Below are 23,134 nucleotides of genomic sequence, written 5' to 3'. Positions count from 1 at the left end.
AACCCTGCATGTGGGCCTGTTTAGTGTAACGACGAGATTAGACAGGGACGTCTACGAGATTTTGCGGCGGCATTGTGAAAATCGAGGCCGTAAAATGGGTTGGCAGGGGTTAGGTCACCGATTCAGGATCCCGGCCTACATGACCTTCCCGGCCCAGCATCGCACCAGGCAACACAGCACGGATGAGATCGAAAAGACTTTTCTGCTGGCGTCTGCTATTTTTCGCCAGTGCGGTCGACCTCGTGGCGAAGCGTGGCGTGTCGGCTTGAAGAGTCACCTGGCAGCCCATTCAATCCCTGTCGATTTGAGGCGATCGTAGACCCGCCGGCTTTCCCGGGGGCGCGGGATCGCCAGGCGGCAACGAACTGTTCAGAGCTCTTTTCCGCGTGCTCCGCGATCCGTGCCTCCTGCTGGCGCAGTTCCGTCATGTTGTAGGCGCAGCTCGCGCCGCGCTTTTTCCCCTTCGTCTGTGGCTGGCCGGCAACCCGTTCCATGGCGCGGCGCTTGTGGGCGACCAGGCTTGGCCGGGCCCAATGACAGTCCTCGCCCTTCGTCAGCATGTGCCAGCACAGGGTGGCGCGCTTGCGTGCGACCGCGACGGCGGCGATCTGATGACCACGGCGCACTCGGATGCGGATGAAGAAAGCCCGCAGTGGCGCTGGTGCTTTCGCCGCTGCCCAGGCCGGATTGGCGCACCCGCGGGTTCAACCCGAAATAGCTCACCAGTTTCTGGGGTGAGTTGAACCGGTCGATACTCCCGATCGCCGCCATCAGCCCGGCCGCAACCGTCAGATTTACGCCCGTGATGGTCAGCAGCCGCTGGATTGCCTCGTCATCGATCGCGTCTTTGGCGATGTCGCGGCCGAGCACGGCAAGGTCCTCACCGAGCCTGTTCAACGCGCGGACATGGCGCGCGATTGCGGCTCGCTCGTCTTCCGGCACCGGCTGGCGGTTCAGCCAGTCGCGGCCACGCTTGTTGAAGAGATCGGCGCGCGGACATTTCGGGATCAGATGCGCCTGCAGGATCGCATGCACCGCGTTCTTGATACGGGTCCGGTGCCGGACGACTTGATCGCGCCGCGCCACAAGCCTGCGCATTCGTTCCGTCGCCGCGTCCGGGGTCCAGATCTCCGGCAGGTCGCCAGCGGCATGCAAGCTCGCCAATGTCGCCGCATCCACCTTTTCGGTCTTCACGTGGGCATGGGCGATTGCTTTCACCCGGAGGGGGTTGGCAATCACCACCCGTTTCACATTGGCGACAGAACCCGGGACACCGCCATGCAGTTGCCGGTCGCCTCGATCACCACCTTGTCCGTCTTCTTCAATTGCCGGCCGAAGCCCTCCAGGGCCGTGCGGGTCATCTCGACCCGACCTTCTTGTCGGGTCAGACCGTTTTCCCAGATCACCCCCTGCCCGAAAGTCCGGTGGATCTCCATTCCGATCACGCGCCGCATGCGCACCTCCCTTGCCAGTTGAAAACAACGGGAGCGGCGGGCGACACGACAACTACGGATTCGCACTCTCGGCGCAACCGGGCGAGTCGCAGAGGCGGCCAGCGACCAACTCGAGCTCTCAGCTCATGCGATGAGAACGGCCTGCCCGCACCTTCGTGCTCCCGGCGCCTCTGTCCCGGATGCTCGCAGCGTACACCCTGATCAAAGAATCAACGCCGAACATCGGCACCGTGAACCTCAACCGGTTCCCAATCCGACCGAGCGGCTGAACGGCGAGATCAAGCGACGCACAGACGTCGTCGGTATCTTTCCAAACGGGGCCTCTATCCGGCGCCTCGTCGCCGCGATCCTGATGGAGCAGACCGAGGAACGGACGGTCCAGCGCGCCAGATACAGGACGCCGGAAACGCTCGCCTCCCGTCTGCGATGATCTCGGCGTCAGCCTGCCTGCGGCACAGAGCGACTGATCAACCCGGCCCGCCTGAAAGCGCGAGGCCCAAGGCGAGCCATACCATCTCCTGGGACATCATCTCTTCAACCGACACCCCTCCATCCGGACCCGCAACAGGCGAATCCCGCGCACGTTTTGCAAGGGCCAACCGCCCTTCGAGTCACAAGGCCTCATTCACCGATACGGCCAATAGCCGAATACTAAAGACCGGAGGTTCATCGCGGGACGCGACAGATCAAGCTAGCCGGTTTCCGAACCTGTCGGGATCCGGCAAGCCCCGGATCAGGCACTCGCGCCACTCCTCCGGCGTCCAAGCCCGTCGCCGGACGGGTCTTGCGCCCCGGAACGACCTGAACGAATAGCCGGTTAGTTCTCGACGGAAAACCTCTCCAACGCCTGTGCCACAATGTCCCGGGACTCGTAGGATCTCTGCAGGATCGCGTTGCTCCGCGCCAGCGGTCCCTCGATGTCATCCTGCGGGTCCGCCTCGCCGGCGGGATCCCCGGGCCCGGCAGGTGCCTGCTCCTGCGGGACCGTGAAGGCCTCCTCCGGGGGTAATTCCAATATCATTTCCGAGACGGCCTTGACCTCCGGAATGTCCGACTCCGCCAAACGCTCCCAAGCCCCGGCCCGCCAGGCGGCTTCCGTGTCCTCCGTGCCCTCGATTTCGGGGCCTTCAAGGGAGAACGCGCCGACATAATCCTCCTCCAGGGTCAGCGCTTCGGCCCGGATCCGGTTCGAACGGGGGTCCGTCATCGCGGTCAGGATGTCCCCGACCGCGTCAAGCTCTCCTAGCTGAAGTGCGATTTCCGCGCGAAGGTAGCGACGTTCGCTGGCATCCCGACGATAGGGAGTCGTCATCAGAACGTCCTGCGCCGCGTCCGCAAGTCCATGCTGCAGCAGCCGCGCCGCGATGGCGTTTTCGGCACCGGCGAGCAAGGGGCGCGGCAGATCTTCCAGTGAAAACGTCAGGAACGACACGTCGTCGACCTCCCTGGCCACCGCGAACGCGATGCTGCTGTTCAGAACTTGCAGGTGATCGCGTTCGATGCGGCGGCTTTCCTCGTTGACGATATCAAGCGCCCTTTGAAAATCCCCGGCGAAAAGGGTGGCCTGAACCTCGCCGCTGATCAGCTTTCGAAGCCGGGGGCTCTCGTCCGCCTCGAAGCGATAGACGGCCGAAAGGTCCAGGATGTCTCGGGGCACGGGGACGTCGAGCTCATTGGCAAGATCAAAGATCCGCAGAATGATCTCTTCGCTGTAGCGATCTCTGGTCCGCGCCAGATTCAGCAGTTCGCTGAACGTCTGCCGTGGATCGCCGTTCATCATCTCAACATCGATGGACGCCAGGCGCAGACCCTCGGAATCGATGTCCGTGGCCCGTTCCGTCCGGCCAAGAAAGATCATGGAGGCATCGATGTCCCCATGTTCCAGCAAGATATTCGCCAGCTCTCCACCAACCGCGCCTTGAACGTATTGCGGCAGATCGAGAAAGGCGAAGATCACCGAATCGCGGTCAAAGTCCTGGCCGGAGGGAATCTCGCCCAAGGCGAGCGCCGCCCAGAGCGCGGCGCTGCCCCCGCATTCGATGTTGGTTTCGAGAATGCCCGACCTGGTGCGCTCTCCCTCGATGATCATGGCGACGTCCGACAGCATTGCGACCTCCGCCGTTGTCGTCTCCGCCGAACGCAGGGCAAAGGCCGCCTCGTGGCCGAAACCGAAGTAGAGGTATCGCCGCGCGAGCGTCAGGGACTCCTCCAGTGGGAGCGGTCCGGCGCCGCCGGACAGGGAGCGGCGCACCTCTCCCAATTGCGCGTGAAACGATCGCGCATCGCCCCAATCCGCGACCCGGAGGACCTCATTGCCCGGACAGGCCGTCTCGATTGTACCTCCTGCAAACGGCATCGCCAGATTTGCGAGATCGCGATCTATGCTCGTCCGCGCGACCAGGCCGATGTCCGGCGGGACAAGCCCCTCCGCGGGTACTGGCGGTTCCTCCGAGACCTCCACAGGCTCGGCATCCGGCGGCGCGGCCTCCGTCGCGGAGGCAGGGACGGCGTCGATCAGGCCCTGGCTTGCCGCCCTGGCGACACTCTCGATGATGGTCCTCTCGGTTTCGGCGATCTGGTCCTCGTCCCGCTCATGGAAGACTTCGGGAAGGAGCACCTCGTAGCTGTGGGCAGTGTCGGTCACGATCAGCGGCAGGCGCACCAAGGGCTCATCGGCGACGGCCGGCGGCGACTGGCTGCCGGCCCCGTCTGACGCGACGACGGTATCGGCGCCATCCTCCGCCGTGCCATCCTTGATATCGATGACCAGGCGATCGGGCCGCCAGAGAAACGCATCGGCCCGGCAATCGCAGGCAAGGTCGATCTTCAGCGCGTTGCCATCAGGCGTGAGGTTGGCCAGCCGGCTTTGCGGTATTCTCTCGAAGACGCCCTCCAGATCGTAGACGACCGTTGGGTCGTCGAGCGTCAGGAGGTATCCTTCCTCCGCCTCGGTGAGCTCCCATTCCACCGCCGGCGGGATCGAGAAGACGAGCCGCGTAAACTCCGCCTGCCAGCCGCTGCGTATGGCGACGGTCTGGGCCGTTGCTGCACCGGCGACGACAGAAAGCAGGACGACCAGAAGAGACCGGATCATGCCGCGCCCTGTTTCACGGATTTGAGCGCGTCTTCCAGGTCCGAAAAGCTGGGCCTGTGTTGCGACGGCGTGTTCTGGCGGCCGACTTCGATGCAGATGTTCGTCGCGTGAAGGTAGAGGTTCGCGACGAGGACCTCCTTTATCAGTTGGTAGAAGTGCATGTCTTCCTCGATCACCGACTTGATCTTGTTGGCGAAGGGTCCGACGAGACCGTAGGCGAGGAAGACCCCCAGGAAGGTCCCGACCAACGCACCGCCGATCAAACCGCCCAGAACCTCGGGCGGCTGGTCGATGGAGGCCATGGTCTTGATCACCCCCAGAACGGCGGCGACGATCCCCAGCGCGGGCAGCCCGTCGGCCACGGTCTGCAAGGCGTGGGACGAGTGCATCTTGTGTTGCAGGGACGATTCCAGCCGTTTTTCCAGGATTTCTTCGACCTGGTGGGGGTCGTCGTAGTTCATCGAGGCCGAGCGGAGCGTGTCGCAGATCAGCGCCACCGCCTCGCTGTCGGCGGCGATGCGCGGGTAGCGGCCGAAGACAGGAGAGGTCGGCGGGGATTCGATATGCTCCTCGATCTCGACCGGGTTGTTGCGGGCGATCCGGATCAGCTCGAACAGGAGGCACAGAAGGTCGCGGTAATCCTCGCCCTTCCATTTCGGGCCCTTGAAGACCTTGCCCACGTCCTTGAGTGTTTGCTTGATCGACGCGACATCGTTCGCGATCGCGAAGGCGCCCACCGCCGCGCCACCGATGATGATCATCTCGAACGGCAGGGATTTCGTGATGATCTGCATCTTGCCGCCCGCAAGGATGTACCCCCCGAAAACCATGACGAAGATGAGTACGATTCCGATGATGCCAATCATTGTGCCTGCCCGCTGATATTCTTCACAATGGCTACCCTGATGGAGTTAAGATGCGGTCAAGCGTCAATTGCGCGGTGCGTTGGCATTGCGACCGGCGAGGATCACACTGATGGAATAGGCCGTATTCGGCTCCAGCCCGGCCATGATCGCCGCGGCGGCGTCCGGGCGCATGCGGCCGACGAAGCCCGCTGCGAATTCCGGGGCCATGGTCTCGAACAAGGCCGCAGCATCGCCCGGCTTCATGTTCTCGTAGACGGCGACCAGGCGCTCCAGGTCCGATTCCGCGGCCGTGTCGACCTGCGCGATGGTCTCGGCAAGGGAGGATTCGGCGGCCTGAAGCTCGGCCAGCCGCGCCTCGATCTCCATCTCGGCGACGCGCAGGGCCTGCATGCGATTCGCGAACTGAAGCTCGCGCTCCTCGATCCGGGCCTCGCGGCTGTCTAGTGCGCTGAGCATGGCCGAAATCTCCTCTCGCGGGATGCAGCCGGCGAGCCCCGTCACTTCGGCGCCGGTCTCGTCCGCGGCGGAACTGGCGATGGCCTGGCCCGCCTCTCCCCCCAGCCGCAACAGGCCGGAGGCCACCAGCAGACCGGCGATGACGAACAGGACACTGCGTCGGGCGGAACTGCGTTTCATGGCGTTCTTTTGCTTTCTTCGGGATGGCGGACGAAGAACGGGTTCCTGGGCTTCTGCGGCTGCTCGGCCTCGGGCAGGTCGTGCAGCGAGGCGAGGAGCAGCTCCAGCCGTTTGCCGGCCGCATCGGCCCGCTCGGTCTGCTGGACGAGCGCCTTGCCCTGCTCGCGGGCTTGGGCCTGGGCCTTGGCGATGGTGCGCGTCAGGTCGTCCACCTGGGCCGACAGCACGGCAACGGCGCCGCCCACGCCCTTTTCCAGATCGGTGAACCTGCGCAGGCGACCCGACAGGACATAGCAATAAAGACCGGCCCCGATGGCCCCGGCCGCGAGCAGGATATCAGCAACAAAGTTCATCTTTTCACCCGGTCAGTTCAGTACAAATTCCATGATGAGAAGGTCGGTCACCCGGCCCTGGCCAGCGACCACCTCGATCCGGCGGAGCATCTGCGCCCGCAGCCGCATGAGAGAGCTGGGATCTTCCATGTCGCGAACGTCCACCGCGCGGAGATAGCCGTTCAGCACATCGACGATTCGCGGCTTGATCGCCTCGACTGCGTCGAATTGGTCCGGCGGCACCTCCAGCTGGGCGGTGAACCGCAGGTGATCGCGCCCGTTGGAGCCCGGCAGCGCGATCACCACCGGATCGAGCACGACGAAGGCGACGGGGGCGAGGGGGTCGGGCTCCGCATGGCCTGCGGGCTCCGCCACCTTGCCGCCCATGAGGCCGTCGAGCAGGCCCATCTGCGTCGCCGTGAACCCGCCGCCGCCCCCGGCAACGGCGAGAATCAAGCCGGCGACAAGAGGCAGTTTCGACGATTTCTTCCCGGCGGCCCGCTCGGCATTCTCATCCGGCAGGGCCCCTGCACTTGTGTCCGTCATGGTCACATCCCTCTGCGTTCGCCACCTCTCATAAACCGGGAACAGCTAACCGATTATTAAGTCTGATCGCGCATTGATTGCCGTGCTGGACAGAAAGTCCGGTGATGTGGAGGTGTCCGTTGGAAGGTCTCGGGTCCGTTTGGTCCAATCTTGATGCCCGGCGAAAGATCATCGTCGTCGTTGCCACCCTCGCCGTCTTCGGCGCCGTCCTGGCGCTTGGCCGAAGCGGTTCGAATCGGGAGATGAGCCTGCTTTACGCCGGCCTGGAGAACAGCGCGGCCGGAGAAGTAATCGCGGCGCTCGATGCCCGTGGCATGACCTACGAGGTGCGCGGCGGCGCGATCTACGTCGACGCCGCCGAGCGCGATACCCTGCGCCTGACGCTCGCGAGCGAAGGGCTGCCCGCGAACGGGTCCCAGGGCTATGAGCTGCTCGATTCGCTGAGCGGCTTCGGGACCACCTCGCAGATGTTCGACGCTGCCTATTGGCGCGCGAAGGAGGGGGAGCTTGCCCGCACGATCGAGACGGGGCCGGGGATCCGGTCCGCCCGGGTGCATATCTCCACCCCGTCAACGCGCGGATTCCAGCGTGACAACCGGCCCACCGCGGCCGTCACCGTCTCGACGGCCGACGGCTCGCTGACCCCGGCGCGGGCCAAGGCGCTGCGCTACCTGGTGGCCTCCGCGGTCTCGGGCCTGTCCCACGACGATGTCGCCGTGATCGATGGAGAGGGCGGCCTCGTCCCGCTGGCCGACGACGACACCGGGCTCGCCGGCTCTGCCGACCGCGAGGCCGAAATGCGCGCCCGCGTCGCCCGCCTGATGGAGGCGCGGGTCGGCCCCGGCAATGCCATCGTGGAGCTGACCCTCGAAACCGAGACCGACAGCGAGCAGATCACCGAGCGCCGATTCGACCCCGAGAGCCGGTTCGCGATTTCCACGGAGATCGAGGAGAGAAGCAACTCGTCCACGGACAGCCGGGGCGGCGGGGCGGTGACCGTCGCCTCGAATCTCCCCGACGGTGACGCGGCGGCCGGCGACGGGCAATCGAGCAGCCAGACCAGCGAGACCCGGGAGCTGACCAACTACGAAGTCTCGGAGACACAGCGCGAAATCATTCGTGGCCCCGGAGCGATCAAGAAGATCTCGGTCGCCGTGCTCGTCAACGATGCCATCACCGTCGATGACGCGGGCGTGGCCACGCCCAGCCCCCGGACCGAAGAGGAACTCGCCGATCTGCGGGACCTCGTGGCCTCCGCCGTCGGTTTCGACGAGAGCCGGGGGGATGTCATCACGATTCGGTCGATGTCCTTCGAGCCGATTCCCGCGGACGGATCCGCGGCAGAGCCGATTGCGGCACGGGACACCCCGCTTGACCTGATGCGGCTGATCCAGCTTGGCGTGCTCGCGGCGGTGGCGCTCGTTCTGGGGCTCTTTGTCGTGCGGCCGATCCTGGCCTCCCGGTCCCGCGCCGCGGTGCCCGCGCCGCAATCGGCCCTCGCGCTGGAGAGCGCCGGAAAAGGCGGATCCGACGCCGCCACGCCGAACCTCCCCGCGCTGGTCGAGGAGCAAACCGAAAATGACGACGACTTCTCGCTGGGCGACCTGCCGACCTTCGACATGGCGCTCTACGAGGACGAGGACGACGCGGAGGACCTCTCCGGGCTGGACCCAGTGTCACGTCTGCGTCGCCTGATGGAACAGAGGCAAGAGGAAACCTTGCAGATCCTGCAAAGCTGGGTCGACGACAAGGAATCCGAGGAGATCGCATAGATGGGACGAACGCCCTTTCTCGAATCCTTCGACGTCCGCGAGCAATCGACGCCAGTCGAGGCGGTCGAGATCCCCGAACCAGAACTCGGCTACGAGGACGGGTTCCGGACCGGGCTCGAGGCGGGCCGGGCCGAAGCCATGGCGGAACAGGCGCAGCTCTCCGCCGAGATCGCCCAGTCCTTCACGGAGCTGACGTTCACCCACTCCGAGGCCCGGACGGAATTGCTCCAGGCGCTGCGCCCGCTGTTCACGGCAGTGACGGAGATCCTGCTGCCCAAGGCGGCGCAGGCGAGCCTGGCGCCCTACATCGCGGAAACCCTGGTCGAGGCGGCGGAGGCCGACACGAAATCCTCGATTTCCCTGCTGGTCGCCCCGGGCTCGGTGGAGGCCGTCCGAGAGATCGCGGAACGCCAGGCCGGAAGCGCCGTGGTCGTCCAGTCGGACGAGGACCTCGGCCACGGCGAGGTTCTGATCCGCGGGGCAAAGCGCGAAACAATGCTGGATCTCGATCGCCTGGTTTCCGAACTGGGACAGGCGCTTGCGGGATTGTTTGTCGAGGATACCCGGAGGGCACGACATGGATGACATCAACTATCATTCCGAGGCGGAGGCACATCCGCTTCGGGCGGTGCCGATCGAGGTGACCGTGACCGTGGGCCGAGCGCGGCCGACGGTCCGCGAGTTGCTGGCGCTCGAGGAAAACGCGGTGCTGGCGCTCGACAAGAAGATCGACGACCCGGTCGAGCTCTACGTGGGCGACCGGCTGATCGCGCGCGGGGAGCTACAGGAGATGGACGGGGGGGAGCCGGGACAACTCGCCGTCCGACTGACGGAAGTCGCGCAGTTCCAGGACGGTCTGAGCTAAGGTGCGCCCCCCGTTTCCCCTGATCCTGGTCCTGCTCCTATTGCTGGTGTCGGGGCCGGCCTCGGCACAGGAGCTGTCCATCAGCCTCGGCGATGGCGAATCCCTGGCGACCCGGTCGATACAGCTTCTGGCGCTGATCACGGTGCTGAGCCTCGTGCCGGGGCTGGCGATCATGATCACCTGCTTCCCGTTCATCGTGACCGTGCTCGCGATCTTGCGGCAGGCGATCGGACTGCAGCAGTCGCCACCGAACATGCTGATGGTGACCCTGGCGCTTTTCCTGACCTATTTCGTCATGGAACCTGTCTTCATGGAAGCCTGGGAGACGGGGATCCAGCCCCTGATTGAAGAGCAGATCGAGATCGAACAGGCGCTGGGACAGGCCATCCAGCCGTTCCGCCTGTTCATGGCGGCTCGGCTCGACTTGGACACATTCGAGGCCCTGGCCTCCCTGCGGCCGGGCTATGCGCCGGCGGAGTCGCTCTCGGCCGAGCCCCTGTCGATCCTCGTGCCCTCGTTCCTGCTGAGCGAAATCGAACGGGCGTTTCAAATCGGGTTCCTGATCTTCCTGCCCTTCCTGATCATCGACCTCGTCGTGGCGGCCGTGCTCATGTCGATGGGCATGATGATGGTGCCACCGGCAATCGTCTCTCTACCGTTCAAACTGGCCTTCTTCGTCGTGGCCGACGGTTGGAGCCTGATCGCGGAAAGCCTCGTCCGAAGCTACTTCCAGTAGCGGCCGCCCCCGGGCGATCCTGGCACGCCTGACGCCGGAGCCGGGATCGCCACCTTGACCACGGGACACACGCGTCGATGCCGGCGGGCGGCGGGCGCGGGCACGAGTCACTCGGGATCGGTCAACGCGAACCCCTCGTCGAGCCAGCCTGTCACGCTACCGATCATCATCTTGACCGGCCGGTTGAGGCGGGACAGCCTGAGCGCCGCCTTGTTCGCACCGTTGCAATGGGGCCCTGCGCAATAGACGACAAAGGTCATGTCGGTGGGATACTCCGCCATCCGTCGCTCCGTCATCTTGCCGTGGGGAATGTTCACGGCGCCCGCGATGTGCCCCTCGGCGAAAAGCTGCGGCGCCCGGACGTCGACCAGGATGAAATCCGGGTCCTCGGCCCTCAGGCTTTCATGCGTGTCCCAGCAATCGGTCTCGAATTGCAGCATGGCTTCGAAATGGGCCTGGGCCAGGTGCGACGGCGCGGCAGGCGTTTCCGTGACGGGTGTGGACATGGTGCGTTCTCCGGGTCGTTTGACCGAAGAATGCGAATACCCGCGGGAAACATCAGTACCTAAATGCGACCCGCATGGCGCAACGCCCCCGCCGTCAACCCGCCGCGTGATGGGGCTCATGCCGCGGATCGAGGAAACGGACCGCAGCCTCGAGCGACAGCGGCGGGGAAAGGGCGAAGCCCTGAAGATAGTGACAGCCCGCAACACCGAGGTATTTCATCTGCGCCACCGTCTCGACCCCTTCTGCGACCACTGAAAGGCCAAGCCGCCCGGCAAGCATGATCAGACCGTCGACAAGCGCGCGGTCCCCCTCGTCATCCTCCAGGTCACCGATGAAGCTCTTGTCGATCTTGATCTTGTTGACCGAGAAATCCTTGAGGTGGGAGAGCGAAGAGAACCCCGTGCCGAAATCGTCGAGGGCCACCTGCACGCCGGTCCGCTGGAGCCGGTGCAGGGCCTTGGCGACCGTGTCCGTAGACCGGCCGATCAGGGCGGTTTCGGTGATTTCGATGACAAGGTCGCCGGGAGAGATGTGATGCTCCCGCAAGAGCGCCTGCAGGGTCTCGACGAAGGCGGGCTCGCGAAATTCCTGCGCGGCGACGTTGATGGCGAGCTCGCGGGGGCGCAGCCCCATCTCGATCATCCGGCCGTGGGCCTCGAACGCCTTCGCCCGCAGGATCCTGCCGATGCGGGACATCAGCCCGAGCTCTTCGGCAAGCGGAATGAAGGAGTCGGGCGGAACGGGGACGCCGTCATGATCAAGCCGGGCGAGCACCTCGAACCCGCGATGCGCCCCGGTGCGGACACAGCAATAGGGCTGCAGGGTGATGTCGAACCGGTCGTTGTCGAGCGCGTGCAGCAGGACGGCCTTGAGATGATTGCGGTATTCCAGCCGCCGCCTGACCTGCGGATCGAAGAAGCACCATTGATTGCGGCCATCGCGCTTTGCCTCGTAGAGGGCGACGTCGGCATTGATCATCGCCCCCTGGACGGTTTCCGCATCGTCGGGGTATCGCGTGACGCCCATCGAGACCGCCGGCAGGTAGACGGTTTCGGAAAGGGTCATCGTGTCGCAGAGGGCGGCGTGCATCTCGGCGATCCGCTCCTCGGCATCCGGCCGACCGCCGGGCGAAGGGATCAGAGCGGCGAACTCGTCCCCGCCGAGCCGGGCGACCACGCAATCGGATGCCAGCGTCTGGGTGAGACGGCGCCCGATCTCCCTCAGGAGAAGATCGCCGAAGTGATGGCCCAGCGAATCGTTGAGGTCCTTGAAATGGTCGATGTCCAGCATGACCACCAGGCCGCCCCCGTCCTCGGGATCCTGCAGGCACACTTCGAGCAGATCGGTGAATTTCGCCCTGTTCGCGAGCCCGGTCATCGCGTCGACTTCGGCGATCTGGCGCAACTTCTCCTCAATGGCCTTCCGCTCTGTGACCTCGTAGCGGGTGGAGACATAGCGCATGATTTCACCCCCGGGCCCGTGCACCGGAACGATCGTCGTGTCGACCCAGTAGAGCTCTCCGGCCTTGGTGCGATTGCAGACCTCGTTGTGCCATGTCTTGCCTGCACGGATTTCTTGCCACATCTCGCGGAAGAAGTCCTTTTCGTGGGTCCCGGAATTGACGACGCGATGGGTCTTCCCCACCAGCTCGTCCGAGCTGTACCCGCTGATCGCAGAGAACTTCGGGTTCACATAGGTGATCTTGCCGCGCGGATCGGTGACGGAGACGATCGCCTGAAGGTCGAGCGCCCGGCGGTAGGCCTTGAAATCGGTGCTTTCCTGGGCGAGCGAGCGTTCCAGGGTCACGTCCCTTTGCGCCGCCACGAAATGGGTCAGCTCGCCCGTGTCGTCAAAGATCGGGCCGAGGTTGATCTCGGAGATATAGGGGCTTCCGGCCTTGGAATAGTTGACGACATCGACCTTGACGGAGGTCCGGTCGGCAATCGCCCTGGCAATCTTCTGCCGGCTTTCGGGGGAGGTCGCCTCGCCTTGCAGGACATCGCCCGGCCGCTTGCCGACCAACTCCTCGAGGCTGTAGCCGCAGAGCCTCTGGAACGCCGGGTTGACCCAGACGACGATGCCCGCGGCATCGGTCAGAACGATACCTTCCAGAACATGGTCAGCCACAAGTTTCCCGAGAAGGACGCGGTTAGGTTCGCTCATCATAAGGGATCCCGTTGCTGAACACCTTCCCCTATCACCCGAAAGACTAACATTCTGTTTGAGCGGCTCGCCAGCCCTTGCCCGGATGTCCGCCAAGGCACGGAGCGCCACGGACCCGGCCGGGCCCAATGGCCGGGCTCGCCGGCCAATCCATTGGCCCCAAGGCTCATGTCGCGTCCTTTGACGCATTCTGTGGCGGATGCGTGGTGCCGGAGCGGTCGATTGTCGATGCGGATGACGGGCCCGACAAGCGCCATTGGCGGGCGCGGCACCACCTTTGGGTGGGTGGAGCGATGTATTTGCGGACGGCAGCGCCAAGAAAGTCAAGAAATCACAGGAAAAGCAAGAAAAGCCCGAGGGAATAGAGTGATGCCCATGATCGGCCATCCGGCGCCCAGAGCGGAGTGTAGGTGGACCCTGGAGGGGTATTCCAGCACATCCGTGACTACGGGCGGTACTGGCAACATTCTCGACATCGGCACCCATTCACCTTTCCTGCCGGCCACCGGTTCAATCGTCGGCCCGCTTCAAGTGACGTTGGGCTCGGGAACACGGGCAGGCGCCGGCACCGCGGACAGCCTTTGCTGGGGGCCAGTTGGGTTTCAGCGCCGGTAGACATCGGAACACGGGATATCGTGGCGGCCCTGCCAGTGCCGGTGCCGGCGTCGCTCTCGCTTCTGCTGGCCGCAATCGGGGCCTTCGGCTGTCTGGGCTGGCGTCGAGGAGTCGCCGTCGCATAGCAAAAAACCATAGCCTCGGTCGTTGGGTCGCCGGTGGCGGCGCGATGGCCGTTCCGGACAAGGGTGACGCCCTCTTGCCCTGAAGCAAATTGCCTGAGGAGCCTTGCGAGGCGAACCTGCGGTGCAGAAGCGGTCGTCCCGATCTGCTTCCGACCAGCCCTGACGGTTTTCCGCGGCAGTTCGGCGTCGCGGAAACCCGTTTCGGTGGGCCCAGTCGCGCGAAGTTCTGGCCCCGCGGTGGCACGTGCTTCCGTGCGGACTACTGCCGGGAGCCACCGCAGGATTGCAGATGGACAGGGTGAATTGTCGGACCTGCCGCGCTTGACAAAGGTCGAGCGCCCGGTGACCGCAAGCAATGGACGAGCGTTTGACGTGCTGTGGCAGGACATCGACCCACGGGTGCGTGAACACGGCGCCTTGAGTGCGCTCACCCGGCACGCACGCAGCCTGCGAGGAAAAACCTCATCTCCTGCGGGTGCGAAGGTGGTCTTGTGGTGCCGCTGAAGGGACTCGAACCCCCGACCCCATCATTACGAATGGCAGCAGTTACGTCCAACTGCATATGATCTCCACCAAAATAATCAACAAAAACAGTGATCTACCTACATCTTCGGTTGGTGTCTGACCAACTTCGCCGTAACGTGTTCTTGAAAAGTTCTCGAAAACAGGAGCATGTAATGGCGACGCAGATGACTTTCACCGATAGCGCGATCCAACGGATCAAGCACACGGACAAGACCGAATGGTGTTCGGACAAAACCTATCGCGGGCTGCGCCTGTGCATCACCGCTGGCTCGAAAACTTGGTATGCGTCGAAGTGGGACGGTGCCGCGCAAAAGTCGCGCCAGACCAAGATCGGCCAGTTCCCCAAGATGAAGCGTGAGGAGGCATGGCGTATCGCCTGCGAGGTGAAGTCGGAAATGGACGCCGGAGAGCACATGAGCCGCGCAGAGAAGGCGATGAAGGCTGTCGAGGACGATGCACCACCCCTGCCGACGCTTGCCTCCGCGCTTGACGCCTATCTGACGCACCAGACCAGCCCGCGCTTTTCCGGCAAGAGTCGGATGCGCGAAAGCACGGCGAAGGAGTACCGTCGCAGCTTCGAATTGCACCTATCAACGTGGGCGGAAATCGTGATCGACAAGCTGCCGACCCGCAACATCAACCAGCACCTCAACGCCGTGCAAAAGGATCACCCGCACGCGGCCTATCGCGCCCATGCCGTGATCGGCGCGACCCTCCGCCATGCGTGCAAGGTTCATGCCGTCGTCTTGGCGATCCCGACACTGACCGACATTACCAAGCAACCGAAGCGTGAGATTGACCGCGACATTGACTGGGCTGACCGCTGGCAAGAAATCGAAGATGTGGACAATGAGATCAAGCGTGCCTGCTGGGAATTGCGCTGGCATATGGGCGTCCGCGAAAACGTGCTGCGTTCTCTCACATGGTCACATGTTGACCTTGATGCAGGCACTGTCACCTTCGACCGCCTCAAGCGCGATGATAATGGGCGCACTGTCGCTATTTCCACCTTCTCGCTGTCCGTATTCAACCGGCTGCGCGACCTTCATGGCAGCGATTGGGTCTTCCCAGCGACCCGCCGTATCAAAGGCATCCTCGGCCATCTCGACGTTCTCGACCGACTGCCACTGACAGCCCCCGGCGACGTTCGCCACCTGTGGAACGAAGCCGCCATGTCCGTCGTGATGCCCTATCACCTGCAACGCTGGTTGAACCAACAGAACCTGACTGGCAATGAGATCGCCATGCTTGGCCACTACGGCGTTCCCGATCTCGACTCCCAACGTAATGCGGCGAACAAGGTGTCTGCCTACATCATGTCGCGTTGTAAGTCGGCACCTTGTTCTGTTATTGAAATTTCCCGATCTGCGTCTTAAATCAATCATATCACGCCTCCACACGCGGGCATTGACCTGACCGTGATGTGAGGCCGAAGGCGCAAACGGCGACTGGGATCAGCGATCCCGACCGATCAGAAGCAGGACGCGCCCCGGTCATTTGGCACCAACCTAGAATGGTGACAATCATGACCGACCTATCGACCATTGAGTCGAAGCTTGACCAAATCCTCGACATATCACTGCGGGCAAACCCGCCGCAGTTGATGACCACGCAAGAATGCGCGGCCTATCTGCAAGTTTCAGCCGAACGCCTCTATCAGATGCGCAAAGAGGGCATCGGTCCGAAGTTCCGGCAGCCGACTGAACGCTGGGTTCGCTATCGCCGTGAAGACGTCGATGCTTGGGTTACTGGAAATTAAAAGGGGCGACCTGATGGCCGCCCCTCTGACTGGATGCTCTCGCGCCCTACCACAAGCGTCTGTGCTGGCAATATATTGGCCCGCAACGGAGCATCCAACCAGCATGTTAGGTGACTGTCCGTCGCTCTCCGAAATCGGAGAGAAGAAATGAATATCGTCGAACAAATCGTTGCGCTTGCAGACAAGCAAGCCCACACGGAGGGATTCTTTGACCGGAAGAAAGGCAAATATGCCTACCGAAAAGTTGAAGGCCCGATCACGCTAGACAAGATCGCGAAACACCTCGACGGCTCGCAGCCGCTCGGCATGTATATGACGGACAACGGCAAGTCGCCGTGCCTTGTCTTTGACTTTGATGATCATGACAAGGAAGGCATCGCCATTGCCCCGACGATCACGGTTGCGCGGGCCTTGGACGCGCTGGGCGTGCCGCACCTGATCTTCCGTTCCGGCGGCGGTCATGGCTACCATATTTGGATGTTCTTCGAGCAGGCCATGTCACAGGATGCGCTGTGGAAGGCCTCGAAAGACATCCTCGCACTGGTGGATGAGGACCACGCTCGCTATGTGCCAGTCGCGTCAGGCAAGCTCAACCAGAAAAAACTCGATGCACGAGGCAAACTTTCACACATTGAACACGGTGTCGAAGTGTTGCCCAAGGGCGATGAGAACCAGAACGTGGCGATCCCGTGCAGTCGCGCATCGGTGCCTATGCGCCTAGTGTCCAGCGGTTCCATTGTGTCACTCGAAGAATGCAGCCTTGACGATCTGACACTGGAATTTGTGCCGGTGGCATCGGCGGAGGTTGCACCGGCGGACATGGGTGCGGCGAACGAGGACGCGGCCTTCGACTGCTACATCAAGAATTTCGATGTGAACGACTACGCGAAGTGGGGTGGTGCGGGCATCGGGCTTGTCGCGGCGTTTGGCAAAGGTCCACGCGCGGATTGGGCGCATGAACGCTGGCTCGAATGGACGAAGACATCGGACAAATATCGACGGGGCGACGAGGATCAGTGGAAGGCCTTCAAGCCGAAGAAATACTCGCCGTTGTCGTTCTGGCGGATCGCAACACGGCACGGCTACAAAGGCCCGTGGCCGGGTAAGAAGGCGTCTGCCGGTGATATCTCCGACTTCAACGAGGAATGGGCGCTGATGAACGTCAACGGCAAGGTGGAATTCTTGAACACCACGTCGGGCGATGTTTCAAACACGGACAGCTTCTATCTTCTGACAAAGCCAGACGAGGGGGTGCGCAACAGGTGGCTCAGTTCACCTCGCCGCCGTCAGTTCAACGGTTATACCTTCGCCGCGCCGGAATACGAAGGCGACAAGTGGAATCTGTTTCGCGGGTGGCCGGTGGAGCCAACTAATGGCGACGCCTCCTTGTTCGAGAAATACGTCGTCGAAATGTTGTGCTACGGGGATCAGGAGCTGGCGCACTGGGTGATGACTTTCATCGCGGACGCCATTCAGCAGCCTTGGTCGCCTCGGCCCGGTGCAGGCCTCGCGTTGCGCGGGCCGCAAGGCTCGGGCAAGTCGTTCCTCGGCAAATGCGTCAAAGCGGCGTTGGGCAACCTGGCTCTTGAGGTCACAAATTCCGACCGCGTGACGCAGCAATTCAATGACATGCTCGTGGGCAAGACAGCGTTGCTGTGCGAGGAGGCCTTCTTCACCGGCAGCCCGCAACAGCAGTTGATGCTGAAAAACCTGATCACGGCGGATGACTGGACGTTCGAACCTAAGAACCGCAAGACGTTCACCACGCCCAACATCTTCCGCATCATCGCCACGACGAACAACTCGCAGGCCGTTGCAATCGACAATGATGACCGCCGGTGGACGATCATCGAGTCGAAACCTGCTTGCCCGCACTCCCCTACGTCGCGTGCTTCGTATGAATGGTGGGCACCTTACTACAGCCTGATCCGCGATGATCCGGGCGCTGTGCTGCGCTACTTGCTCGACTACAAGGTGGACAAGGCTTTGATCAGCTTTCCGTATCTCACGGACGCCAAGGGTGAAGACAAGATCACCTCGGACCCCCTTTTGCAGGTGCTCGTCCATATGGTCGAGACCGGCACATGCCCTGATGATCTTCGTGGCGACGGTCGGGTGGCCTCGGCTGCCGTCTATGAGGCGGTCAAAGAGCGCGGTGGGCGCTGGTTGACTTCACAGTCACTCGCAAACGATCTGCGCAAGCGGTTCGGTGCGCAGACGGCCCGCAACTGCATCAAGGTCAAGCGCATCGAATGGCGGCCCGACGGCAATGGTGTCATCACGCCGATCATCACTAAGCGCACGGATCGCGACGGGCTGCAAATGCCGCCGCTGGGCGAACTCCGGGCGATGGTGTCAGCGGTCACGGGGCAGGCACATGAAGGGCCGGAGGCTTGGATTGCGTATGAGCCGGACACGGCAGTGCATCTAGCGGCAGACCCGAATGGTGGCGATGCCGACGACCTAGAGCAGTACTTAGAGCGCCAGATCGTGATGGATCAAGGCAAGGTTGTCGAAGCCGACATACCGTTCTGATCGTTTTTCCCATGCCACGGCTAAGCTTTAACATGCTACGGTCGCTAGCGTGGGAACCTATACGATTGTTTGCAAAGACAATTCCATGCTTAACATGCTTACACGGGGATTTTCGGTCACTTCCAGAGTGGCGACGTGGATGGCTGTATCACGCTTCGCTGGAGAATTAGTAATATAGCATGTTTGGCATGTTAAGCATGGAAATGCCTTTACGTTCAATGGGTTGCGATTCCCATGCCGCGAAACACGGCATGGGCGGCATGGGAAACGATTGTAAATCAATGGGTTGCTTTGATTGACGGCATATTATCGCTGTTCTAGGTGGCCACACTCCGCGCGTCCGCACGTCCCCCATGAGAAAACTTATATTCTGTGCGCATCTGCACACCTTCCGCAGGCCCAGTCATACATAATGACGACTGCTGGCTTCGAAATTGTTTGCTGATCAATCGGTTGGTTCGCCTATGTTCCACACCCGCCCGTGTTTTCGAGACTGTTTCGAGATTCAACGAAAAGGTGGAACACGGCAACGCTTCGCCCTTGATCCAACGCATCGCCATTACCAGCCAACGCTCTCGCGCCCGCAATACGACGAAGGTGCTCGATCTGCTGACACGCTAAGTGGCATCTTGCCTCTGGACCTGCATTCAACCCCGAATGCCTGCGTGTCGCGTCTCTGCCTCGCGCTGTGCCCGCAACCGAACTTCGCCAAGCGTTCTGACCTCCACCTTATTTCGGCAGCGGTGAACCCCTCCAACACCTTCTTCTGTGCTTGAGCGCCCCGGCGGCATCCGTCCATCGTATGACTGCGCGTAGTGGCTCAACTGAACGGTCATCCTCGCGCGCCGACCCTTTCTGGGATGGCCGTTCGCCCACAATGAAAGCACACCAATGCAAATCACCTTCACCGCCGATGGCGAGTCCTGCACACTCGCACAGAAAACCGTTTCGTCCTCGACCGCCTTCTCCATCCCGATCTCGAAAGCAGCCCTGCAATCCGGCCTGCGTGAACTTCTTCTCAATCCCGAACAGCGCGATGTGATGATCGACTCGGTCGGCATCGACCGCAGCCGTGACGTCTTGCGCGTCCACGCAGGCGGCGGGCGTTTTGAGTTGCCGTTCCGCTACCTGTTCGCTCTCTTGCTGGAGGCATGAGTGATGGCGACCCATCATCGGTCCTACCAGTCGCGCCGGCCCCAATATGACCGCATCAGACACGCCCTAGACGGCCAGGACGCTATGCGCGGCAACGCGTCGCTCTACCTGCGCCGCCCGCAAGGTCTTAGCCAGAATGAGTTTGACCAGTATGTGAAGGGCGCACACTTTTTCCCGGTCGCGTATCACTCGTTGAACGCAATGCTGGGCCTCGCACTCCGCAAGCCGCCAATCATTACTGTCCCGAAACGGCTCGAACCGATGCTCGACAATGCCTCCTATGATGGCAACAGCATCGAAGTCCTGTCTGAGGACATCCTTCGCGAAATCTTGTCCATTGGACGGTGCTGCGCGTTGCTCGACATGCCCCAAGACGGCAATTCGATTCTGACCACTCCCTACATCTCGTTCTTCGAGGCCGAGTCGATCCTTGACTGGCGCATGGACGTAATCGGCGGCGTGAAGCGACTGGCTTATCTGCGCCTTCACGAGTTCAACGAGGACTTGGAGGACACAGGCACCGAACAGCACCTCGTACTTTCCCTTGAACCCGCCCTTACGATCCGTCGCTATCATGTCACCTCAACCGGCGATGCCCAGCGTGTGGAAGTGCAAGTTGGCGAAGACATCCTGCCGACCTTTAGCGGCGGCCCAATCTTCTACATTCCCGCCGTGATCTTCGGCCCGAACAACCTCGCGCCCGACACGGAAAAGCCCCCGCTGCTCGACCTCGTGGACGTCAATATCGCCCACTTCGAAAACAGCGCAAACCTTGAACATGCACTCTGGTTGTCCGCCATGCCGACGCCAGTTGTCACTGGCCCTCTCAACGAAAAGCAGAAGCCCTCGGCAATTGGCCCCTCTACCATGTGGATGTTGCCCGAAGGGAGTACCGCCTTCTACCTGTCGGCCCCCTCCGACGCCCACAACAGCCTGCGGCAGGCCTTGCAGGACAAAGAGCAGCGCATGGCTGCACTGGGCGCAACGATGATCCTGTCCGGTCAGCGCCGCAATGAGGCTGCGCAAACCGCTTCTATGAGATACCAGAACGATACGTCGGTCCTGCTGTCGTCGATCAACATGGTCGAAGCCGGTATCAGAACCCTTCTGATGTGGGCTGCTGACTGGGTTCAGCCCGGCGAGGTGAATGTCGAGTTCAACCGTGACCTTGTGTCGGCACAGATGGACCCCGCGACCATCACGGCGTTGCTCAAGTCATGGACGGCTGGTGCAATCTCGCGTCAGACCTTCATCGACGCGATGCGCCGGGGCGAGATCGTCACGCGCAGCACGGAGGACGAGATTGATCTTATCACAGAGGAAGGCGGCGATTTAGGCCTGCCCTTGGCCGTATGATCCTAGATCAGACGCGGCACGCATTGCCGGAACAACTGCTGGCCCGTGCCGTCCTCGCGCAGGCGGTTATAGACTTGTTTTCGGTCTCCATCGCCTGTTCGACCCCCGACGAGGCCGTCACGGCGCGGCGTGATGCTCTCGCATTTCTTACGGACGCTGATAGCGTCTGGGCGGAATCGCGGCGCACGCAATGTCTGCTTGCCGATCACGACCCGGATGTAATCCGGTCGCGCGTCGTCGCTATCTTGAACGGTGGGCGTTTAAACGATGATGCGCATGGCTACCGTCTCGCCGGGGTTGAGATGGCGAGGGAACTCTGGACGAAGGAACGGGAACGCCAACGCACCTACTACGCGAAAGCCCGCGAAAAGGTGAAGGTGCGCCGTGAGACGCGCTGGGCCGAATCACTGCGCGTGCAGGACCGTCGCATCAAAGATCAGCGCATCGCAGAAAAGCGGGCCAGCGAACCAGATATGTGGCGGGGTCTCGACCGGAGTATCGCTACACATAGCGAACTGGTGGATGATCTTGCGGCCTACCTAGACATTGAATTGTAGCTCCACCTTATTCTTTCAGGGCTTAAACCTCCAACACCTGCTTTCGCGGTATGAGCAGCGATTACATCCATTTACGATGATTTTGCAGACGGGTTGCGCCCTTCTTCTCCTATTCGATGCACAGGGGACGGGCGCTAAAGCGACCGTCTTTTTCGTTTTCGAAAGGAGAATATCATGAGCGAAGACAAGCAAGATGAAATGCTACAGGCGCTGATCGACAAGATGACGCCGAAGCTGACCGAAGCCGTCTTGGGCCAGATCGGCGCGAAGGTCGATGAACGGCTCACCGGCATCGCCAAGAAAAATGATCAACTTCTGGGTGAACTGGTCAAGCAGAAGGATCACTCATCGGACCTCGCCGCAAGACTCGCATCTGCGGAGAAGGTATCCAATGGCGGCAAATTCGACGCAGGCGCAGCAACGTCGCCGGTCCTGCTGCGGAAGTCAGACGCCCGGTCGGTTGCGAAGTATCGGGCAGCCAAGACCGAAGCGGAAAAGCGCGGAGTGTCGCTTGAGATCGTGGCGGACGACTGATGTTTTCACCAGAGCAAATTGCCACCAAGCACGCGGCAGCCGCCGCACTGCTCAACGTCCACTGGGATCGAATCTCGGTCGATCCCGTGGACCTATCGGTCTGGCTTGACGATCAGCCGACGCGCCGGATGGAAGCCGCAATCATCGCGCTAAAGGCGATGTTGATGGAATGGATCGGCTGGGGCGCGGAACATGATCTGACGACGAAGCTGACCCAGCAGCGGCCGTGGTTGTGCCGCGTCCTCGAACGAGTGGAGCCTGTCGCCATCGCCGGTCTGGCTTTGCACCTGCGAGGCCAGCATGGGGCGTAGGCACAAACTCGATGAACTGCCAACGGCAACGCGGGAGCGGATCAAAGAGGAACTTGCCGTCGGCTCCCGGTCCATGCTCGCCATTGGCAAGCAATTCGGTGTGTCCGACACATCGGTCAAACGCTGGTGGAGCAAAATCCCTGCGGATGAACGACTCCTGATTGCGGCACGGGTTCGCCAGTCAGGCCACATCGCCGCTGTGAAAGATGCAGCAGCGATTGTCTCTGATGGCGACGACATTGACAACGATCTGCGCTGGCTCGTTCGCCGCCTGCGAACGGCCATTGAGGCTTGCGGCGAGGACGACGACAAGCTGCTTGAACTCGCCCAGATGCGAGAAATGCGGCAATCGCTGATGGACCTCGCAAAGGTCCGGGGCATGTTTTCGAGCAAGATCGACGTTCAGATCAACCTAGCCGAGTCACCGCAGTTTATCCAGCTTCGCCACATCATTCTCCGGGTGCTGGAACAGCATCCTGACGCAAAGCTGGATTTCCTCGACGAAATGCGGGTTTTAAAAGTGATCGAGCATGAACCTAGACCAGCAATTACATGACTTTCTCGGAGTTATGCCCAAAAGTTGGTGACGGCTTGATCAGGCGGCGTTTTGAAGTTGCTTGATCCCGTCCTTGAAGGCAATCCCCTGGATCACTTCGGGCAGACGGTTTGGCCCTGAGATTTTCCTCCACTT

Annotated in this window: 23 protein-coding genes and 1 pseudogene; 15 read left to right on the top strand and 9 right to left on the bottom strand. The window is 62.0% G+C overall.

Going from position 1 to position 23,134, the window contains the following annotated elements; genetic code table 11:
- Window positions 1-369: 369 nt before the first annotated feature.
- Window positions 370-1,242, bottom strand: coding sequence for a transposase (locus tag ROA7023_RS20785; RefSeq protein WP_200812567.1), 873 nt, complete (start codon window positions 1,240-1,242; stop codon window positions 370-372).
- Between the two features lie 5 nt (window positions 1,243-1,247).
- Window positions 1,248-1,454 (bottom strand): hypothetical protein, encoded by a 207-nt coding sequence (locus ROA7023_RS24885; RefSeq protein ID WP_200812566.1) that lies wholly within the window; start codon window positions 1,452-1,454, stop codon window positions 1,248-1,250.
- 250 nt (window positions 1,455-1,704) lie between these two features.
- Between ROA7023_RS24885 and ROA7023_RS20780 the strand changes: the two are divergent.
- Window positions 1,705-1,921 (top strand): annotated as a pseudogene (locus ROA7023_RS20780) (transposase); the annotation flags it as partial.
- Window positions 1,922-2,271: 350 nt separating this feature from the next.
- Here the strand turns inward: ROA7023_RS20780 and ROA7023_RS20775 are convergent.
- The 5 genes from ROA7023_RS20775 to ROA7023_RS20755 form a co-directional block, all read right to left on the bottom strand.
- Window positions 2,272-4,548, bottom strand: a complete 2,277-nt coding sequence (locus tag ROA7023_RS20775; protein WP_085880914.1) for a hypothetical protein — start codon at window positions 4,546-4,548, stop codon at window positions 2,272-2,274.
- Complete coding sequence (gene motA, locus ROA7023_RS20770; protein ID WP_085880913.1) at window positions 4,545-5,414, bottom strand: flagellar motor stator protein MotA; 870 nt, start codon at window positions 5,412-5,414, stop codon at window positions 4,545-4,547. The genes ROA7023_RS20775 and motA overlap by 4 nt, the downstream gene beginning before the upstream one ends.
- 63 nt (window positions 5,415-5,477) lie before the next feature.
- Window positions 5,478-6,050 (bottom strand): MotE family protein, encoded by a 573-nt coding sequence (locus ROA7023_RS20765; RefSeq protein WP_085880912.1) that lies wholly within the window; start codon window positions 6,048-6,050, stop codon window positions 5,478-5,480.
- On the bottom strand, window positions 6,047-6,403 hold the full coding sequence (locus ROA7023_RS20760; protein ID WP_085880911.1) for a hypothetical protein: 357 nt from the start codon (window positions 6,401-6,403) through the stop codon (window positions 6,047-6,049). Before ROA7023_RS20760 ends, ROA7023_RS20765 begins: the two co-directional genes overlap by 4 nt.
- A gap of 12 nt (window positions 6,404-6,415) precedes the next feature.
- Complete coding sequence (locus ROA7023_RS20755; RefSeq protein WP_143535690.1) at window positions 6,416-6,928, bottom strand: flagellar basal body-associated FliL family protein; 513 nt, start codon at window positions 6,926-6,928, stop codon at window positions 6,416-6,418.
- A 104-nt stretch (window positions 6,929-7,032) separates the two neighbouring features.
- On the opposite strand from ROA7023_RS20755, the gene fliF reads away from it, so the two are divergent.
- The 4 genes from fliF to fliP are packed head-to-tail and all read left to right on the top strand — an operon-like array spanning window position 7,033 to window position 10,301.
- Window positions 7,033-8,700, top strand: a complete 1,668-nt coding sequence (gene fliF / locus ROA7023_RS20750) for a flagellar basal-body MS-ring/collar protein FliF (protein ID WP_234992375.1) — start codon at window positions 7,033-7,035, stop codon at window positions 8,698-8,700.
- Window positions 8,701-9,285, top strand: coding sequence for a FliH/SctL family protein (locus tag ROA7023_RS20745; protein WP_085880909.1), 585 nt, complete (start codon window positions 8,701-8,703; stop codon window positions 9,283-9,285).
- Entirely contained in the window at window positions 9,278-9,565 is a 288-nt protein-coding gene (locus tag ROA7023_RS20740) for a FliM/FliN family flagellar motor switch protein (protein ID WP_085880908.1), read from the top strand. Before ROA7023_RS20745 ends, ROA7023_RS20740 begins: the two co-directional genes overlap by 8 nt.
- 1 nt (window position 9,566) lies before the next feature.
- Entirely contained in the window at window positions 9,567-10,301 is a 735-nt protein-coding gene (fliP, locus tag ROA7023_RS20735; protein ID WP_370739258.1) for a flagellar type III secretion system pore protein FliP, read from the top strand.
- A 107-nt stretch (window positions 10,302-10,408) separates the two neighbouring features.
- On the opposite strand, the gene ROA7023_RS20730 is transcribed toward fliP, so the two are convergent.
- Together ROA7023_RS20730 and ROA7023_RS20725 are read right to left on the bottom strand one after the other, a co-directional pair.
- Window positions 10,409-10,807, bottom strand: a complete 399-nt coding sequence (locus tag ROA7023_RS20730; RefSeq protein ID WP_085880907.1) for a rhodanese-like domain-containing protein — start codon at window positions 10,805-10,807, stop codon at window positions 10,409-10,411.
- A 94-nt stretch (window positions 10,808-10,901) separates the two neighbouring features.
- The gene (locus ROA7023_RS20725; RefSeq protein ID WP_159458622.1) at window positions 10,902-12,971 is read right to left on the bottom strand and encodes a putative bifunctional diguanylate cyclase/phosphodiesterase; all 2,070 of its coding nucleotides are present in this window, start codon (window positions 12,969-12,971) and stop codon (window positions 10,902-10,904) included.
- A gap of 410 nt (window positions 12,972-13,381) precedes the next feature.
- Between ROA7023_RS20725 and ROA7023_RS25720 the strand changes: the two genes are divergently transcribed.
- From ROA7023_RS25720 to ROA7023_RS20680, 10 genes are all read left to right on the top strand, one after another.
- Window positions 13,382-13,711 carry a PEP-CTERM sorting domain-containing protein gene (locus ROA7023_RS25720; RefSeq protein ID WP_370739257.1) on the top strand — a complete coding sequence of 110 codons (330 nt, stop codon included), beginning with the start codon at window positions 13,382-13,384 and terminating at the stop codon, window positions 13,709-13,711.
- A 677-nt stretch (window positions 13,712-14,388) separates the two neighbouring features.
- Entirely contained in the window at window positions 14,389-15,612 is a 1,224-nt protein-coding gene (locus tag ROA7023_RS20720) for an integrase arm-type DNA-binding domain-containing protein (RefSeq protein ID WP_085880905.1), read from the top strand.
- A gap of 149 nt (window positions 15,613-15,761) precedes the next feature.
- A complete protein-coding gene (locus tag ROA7023_RS20715; protein ID WP_159458621.1) occupies window positions 15,762-15,995 on the top strand; it encodes a helix-turn-helix transcriptional regulator in 234 nt (77 codons plus the stop codon).
- 147 nt (window positions 15,996-16,142) lie between these two features.
- Entirely contained in the window at window positions 16,143-18,530 is a 2,388-nt protein-coding gene (locus ROA7023_RS20710) for a DUF5906 domain-containing protein (RefSeq protein ID WP_085880903.1), read from the top strand.
- Window positions 18,531-19,421: 891 nt separating this feature from the next.
- A complete protein-coding gene (locus tag ROA7023_RS20705) occupies window positions 19,422-19,685 on the top strand; it encodes a hypothetical protein (protein WP_085880902.1) in 264 nt (87 codons plus the stop codon).
- A 3-nt stretch (window positions 19,686-19,688) separates the two neighbouring features.
- Window positions 19,689-21,041, top strand: a complete 1,353-nt coding sequence (locus tag ROA7023_RS20700; RefSeq protein ID WP_085880901.1) for a DUF4055 domain-containing protein — start codon at window positions 19,689-19,691, stop codon at window positions 21,039-21,041.
- 23 nt (window positions 21,042-21,064) lie between these two features.
- Window positions 21,065-21,598: a hypothetical protein gene (locus ROA7023_RS20695; protein ID WP_159458620.1), complete on the top strand. Its 534-nt coding sequence runs from the start codon at window positions 21,065-21,067 to the stop codon at window positions 21,596-21,598.
- Between the two features lie 174 nt (window positions 21,599-21,772).
- The gene (locus ROA7023_RS20690) at window positions 21,773-22,132 is read left to right on the top strand and encodes a hypothetical protein (RefSeq protein WP_085880899.1); all 360 of its coding nucleotides are present in this window, start codon (window positions 21,773-21,775) and stop codon (window positions 22,130-22,132) included.
- Window positions 22,132-22,443: a hypothetical protein gene (locus ROA7023_RS20685; RefSeq protein WP_085880898.1), complete on the top strand. Its 312-nt coding sequence runs from the start codon at window positions 22,132-22,134 to the stop codon at window positions 22,441-22,443. Before ROA7023_RS20690 ends, ROA7023_RS20685 begins: the two co-directional genes overlap by 1 nt.
- Window positions 22,433-22,999, top strand: coding sequence for a hypothetical protein (locus ROA7023_RS20680; RefSeq protein ID WP_159458619.1), 567 nt, complete (start codon window positions 22,433-22,435; stop codon window positions 22,997-22,999). The genes ROA7023_RS20685 and ROA7023_RS20680 overlap by 11 nt, the downstream gene beginning before the upstream one ends.
- The last annotated feature ends 135 nt before the right edge of the window (window positions 23,000-23,134 follow it).

The organism is Roseisalinus antarcticus (genome assembly GCF_900172355.1).
Lineage (GTDB): Bacteria > Pseudomonadota > Alphaproteobacteria > Rhodobacterales > Rhodobacteraceae > Oceanicola > Oceanicola antarcticus_A.
This window is presented reverse-complemented; position numbering and strand designations above follow the sequence as displayed.

What these genes read in the sequence shown, in the direction of transcription:
- ROA7023_RS24885 (WP_200812566.1), bottom strand. Translation starts at nt 1,454, where the DNA reads ATGCGGCGCGTGATCGGAATGGAGATCCACCGGACTTTCGGGCAGGGG.
- ROA7023_RS20775 (WP_085880914.1), bottom strand. Translation starts at nt 4,548, where the DNA reads ATGATCCGGTCTCTTCTGGTCGTCCTGCTTTCTGTCGTCGCCGGTGCA.
- motA (WP_085880913.1), bottom strand. Translation starts at nt 5,414, where the DNA reads ATGATTGGCATCATCGGAATCGTACTCATCTTCGTCATGGTTTTCGGG.
- ROA7023_RS20765 (WP_085880912.1), bottom strand. Translation starts at nt 6,050, where the DNA reads ATGAAACGCAGTTCCGCCCGACGCAGTGTCCTGTTCGTCATCGCCGGT.
- ROA7023_RS20760 (WP_085880911.1), bottom strand. Translation starts at nt 6,403, where the DNA reads ATGAACTTTGTTGCTGATATCCTGCTCGCGGCCGGGGCCATCGGGGCC.
- ROA7023_RS20755 (WP_143535690.1), bottom strand. Translation starts at nt 6,928, where the DNA reads ATGACGGACACAAGTGCAGGGGCCCTGCCGGATGAGAATGCCGAGCGG.
- fliF (WP_234992375.1), top strand. Translation starts at nt 7,033, where the DNA reads ATGTGGAGGTGTCCGTTGGAAGGTCTCGGGTCCGTTTGGTCCAATCTT.
- ROA7023_RS20745 (WP_085880909.1), top strand. Translation starts at nt 8,701, where the DNA reads ATGGGACGAACGCCCTTTCTCGAATCCTTCGACGTCCGCGAGCAATCG.
- ROA7023_RS20740 (WP_085880908.1), top strand. Translation starts at nt 9,278, where the DNA reads ATGGATGACATCAACTATCATTCCGAGGCGGAGGCACATCCGCTTCGG.
- ROA7023_RS20730 (WP_085880907.1), bottom strand. Translation starts at nt 10,807, where the DNA reads ATGTCCACACCCGTCACGGAAACGCCTGCCGCGCCGTCGCACCTGGCC.
- ROA7023_RS20725 (WP_159458622.1), bottom strand. Translation starts at nt 12,971, where the DNA reads ATGAGCGAACCTAACCGCGTCCTTCTCGGGAAACTTGTGGCTGACCAT.
- ROA7023_RS20720 (WP_085880905.1), top strand. Translation starts at nt 14,389, where the DNA reads ATGGCGACGCAGATGACTTTCACCGATAGCGCGATCCAACGGATCAAG.
- ROA7023_RS20715 (WP_159458621.1), top strand. Translation starts at nt 15,762, where the DNA reads ATGACCGACCTATCGACCATTGAGTCGAAGCTTGACCAAATCCTCGAC.
- ROA7023_RS20710 (WP_085880903.1), top strand. Translation starts at nt 16,143, where the DNA reads ATGAATATCGTCGAACAAATCGTTGCGCTTGCAGACAAGCAAGCCCAC.
- ROA7023_RS20705 (WP_085880902.1), top strand. Translation starts at nt 19,422, where the DNA reads ATGCAAATCACCTTCACCGCCGATGGCGAGTCCTGCACACTCGCACAG.
- ROA7023_RS20700 (WP_085880901.1), top strand. Translation starts at nt 19,689, where the DNA reads ATGGCGACCCATCATCGGTCCTACCAGTCGCGCCGGCCCCAATATGAC.
- ROA7023_RS20690 (WP_085880899.1), top strand. Translation starts at nt 21,773, where the DNA reads ATGAGCGAAGACAAGCAAGATGAAATGCTACAGGCGCTGATCGACAAG.
- ROA7023_RS20685 (WP_085880898.1), top strand. Translation starts at nt 22,132, where the DNA reads ATGTTTTCACCAGAGCAAATTGCCACCAAGCACGCGGCAGCCGCCGCA.
- ROA7023_RS20680 (WP_159458619.1), top strand. Translation starts at nt 22,433, where the DNA reads ATGGGGCGTAGGCACAAACTCGATGAACTGCCAACGGCAACGCGGGAG.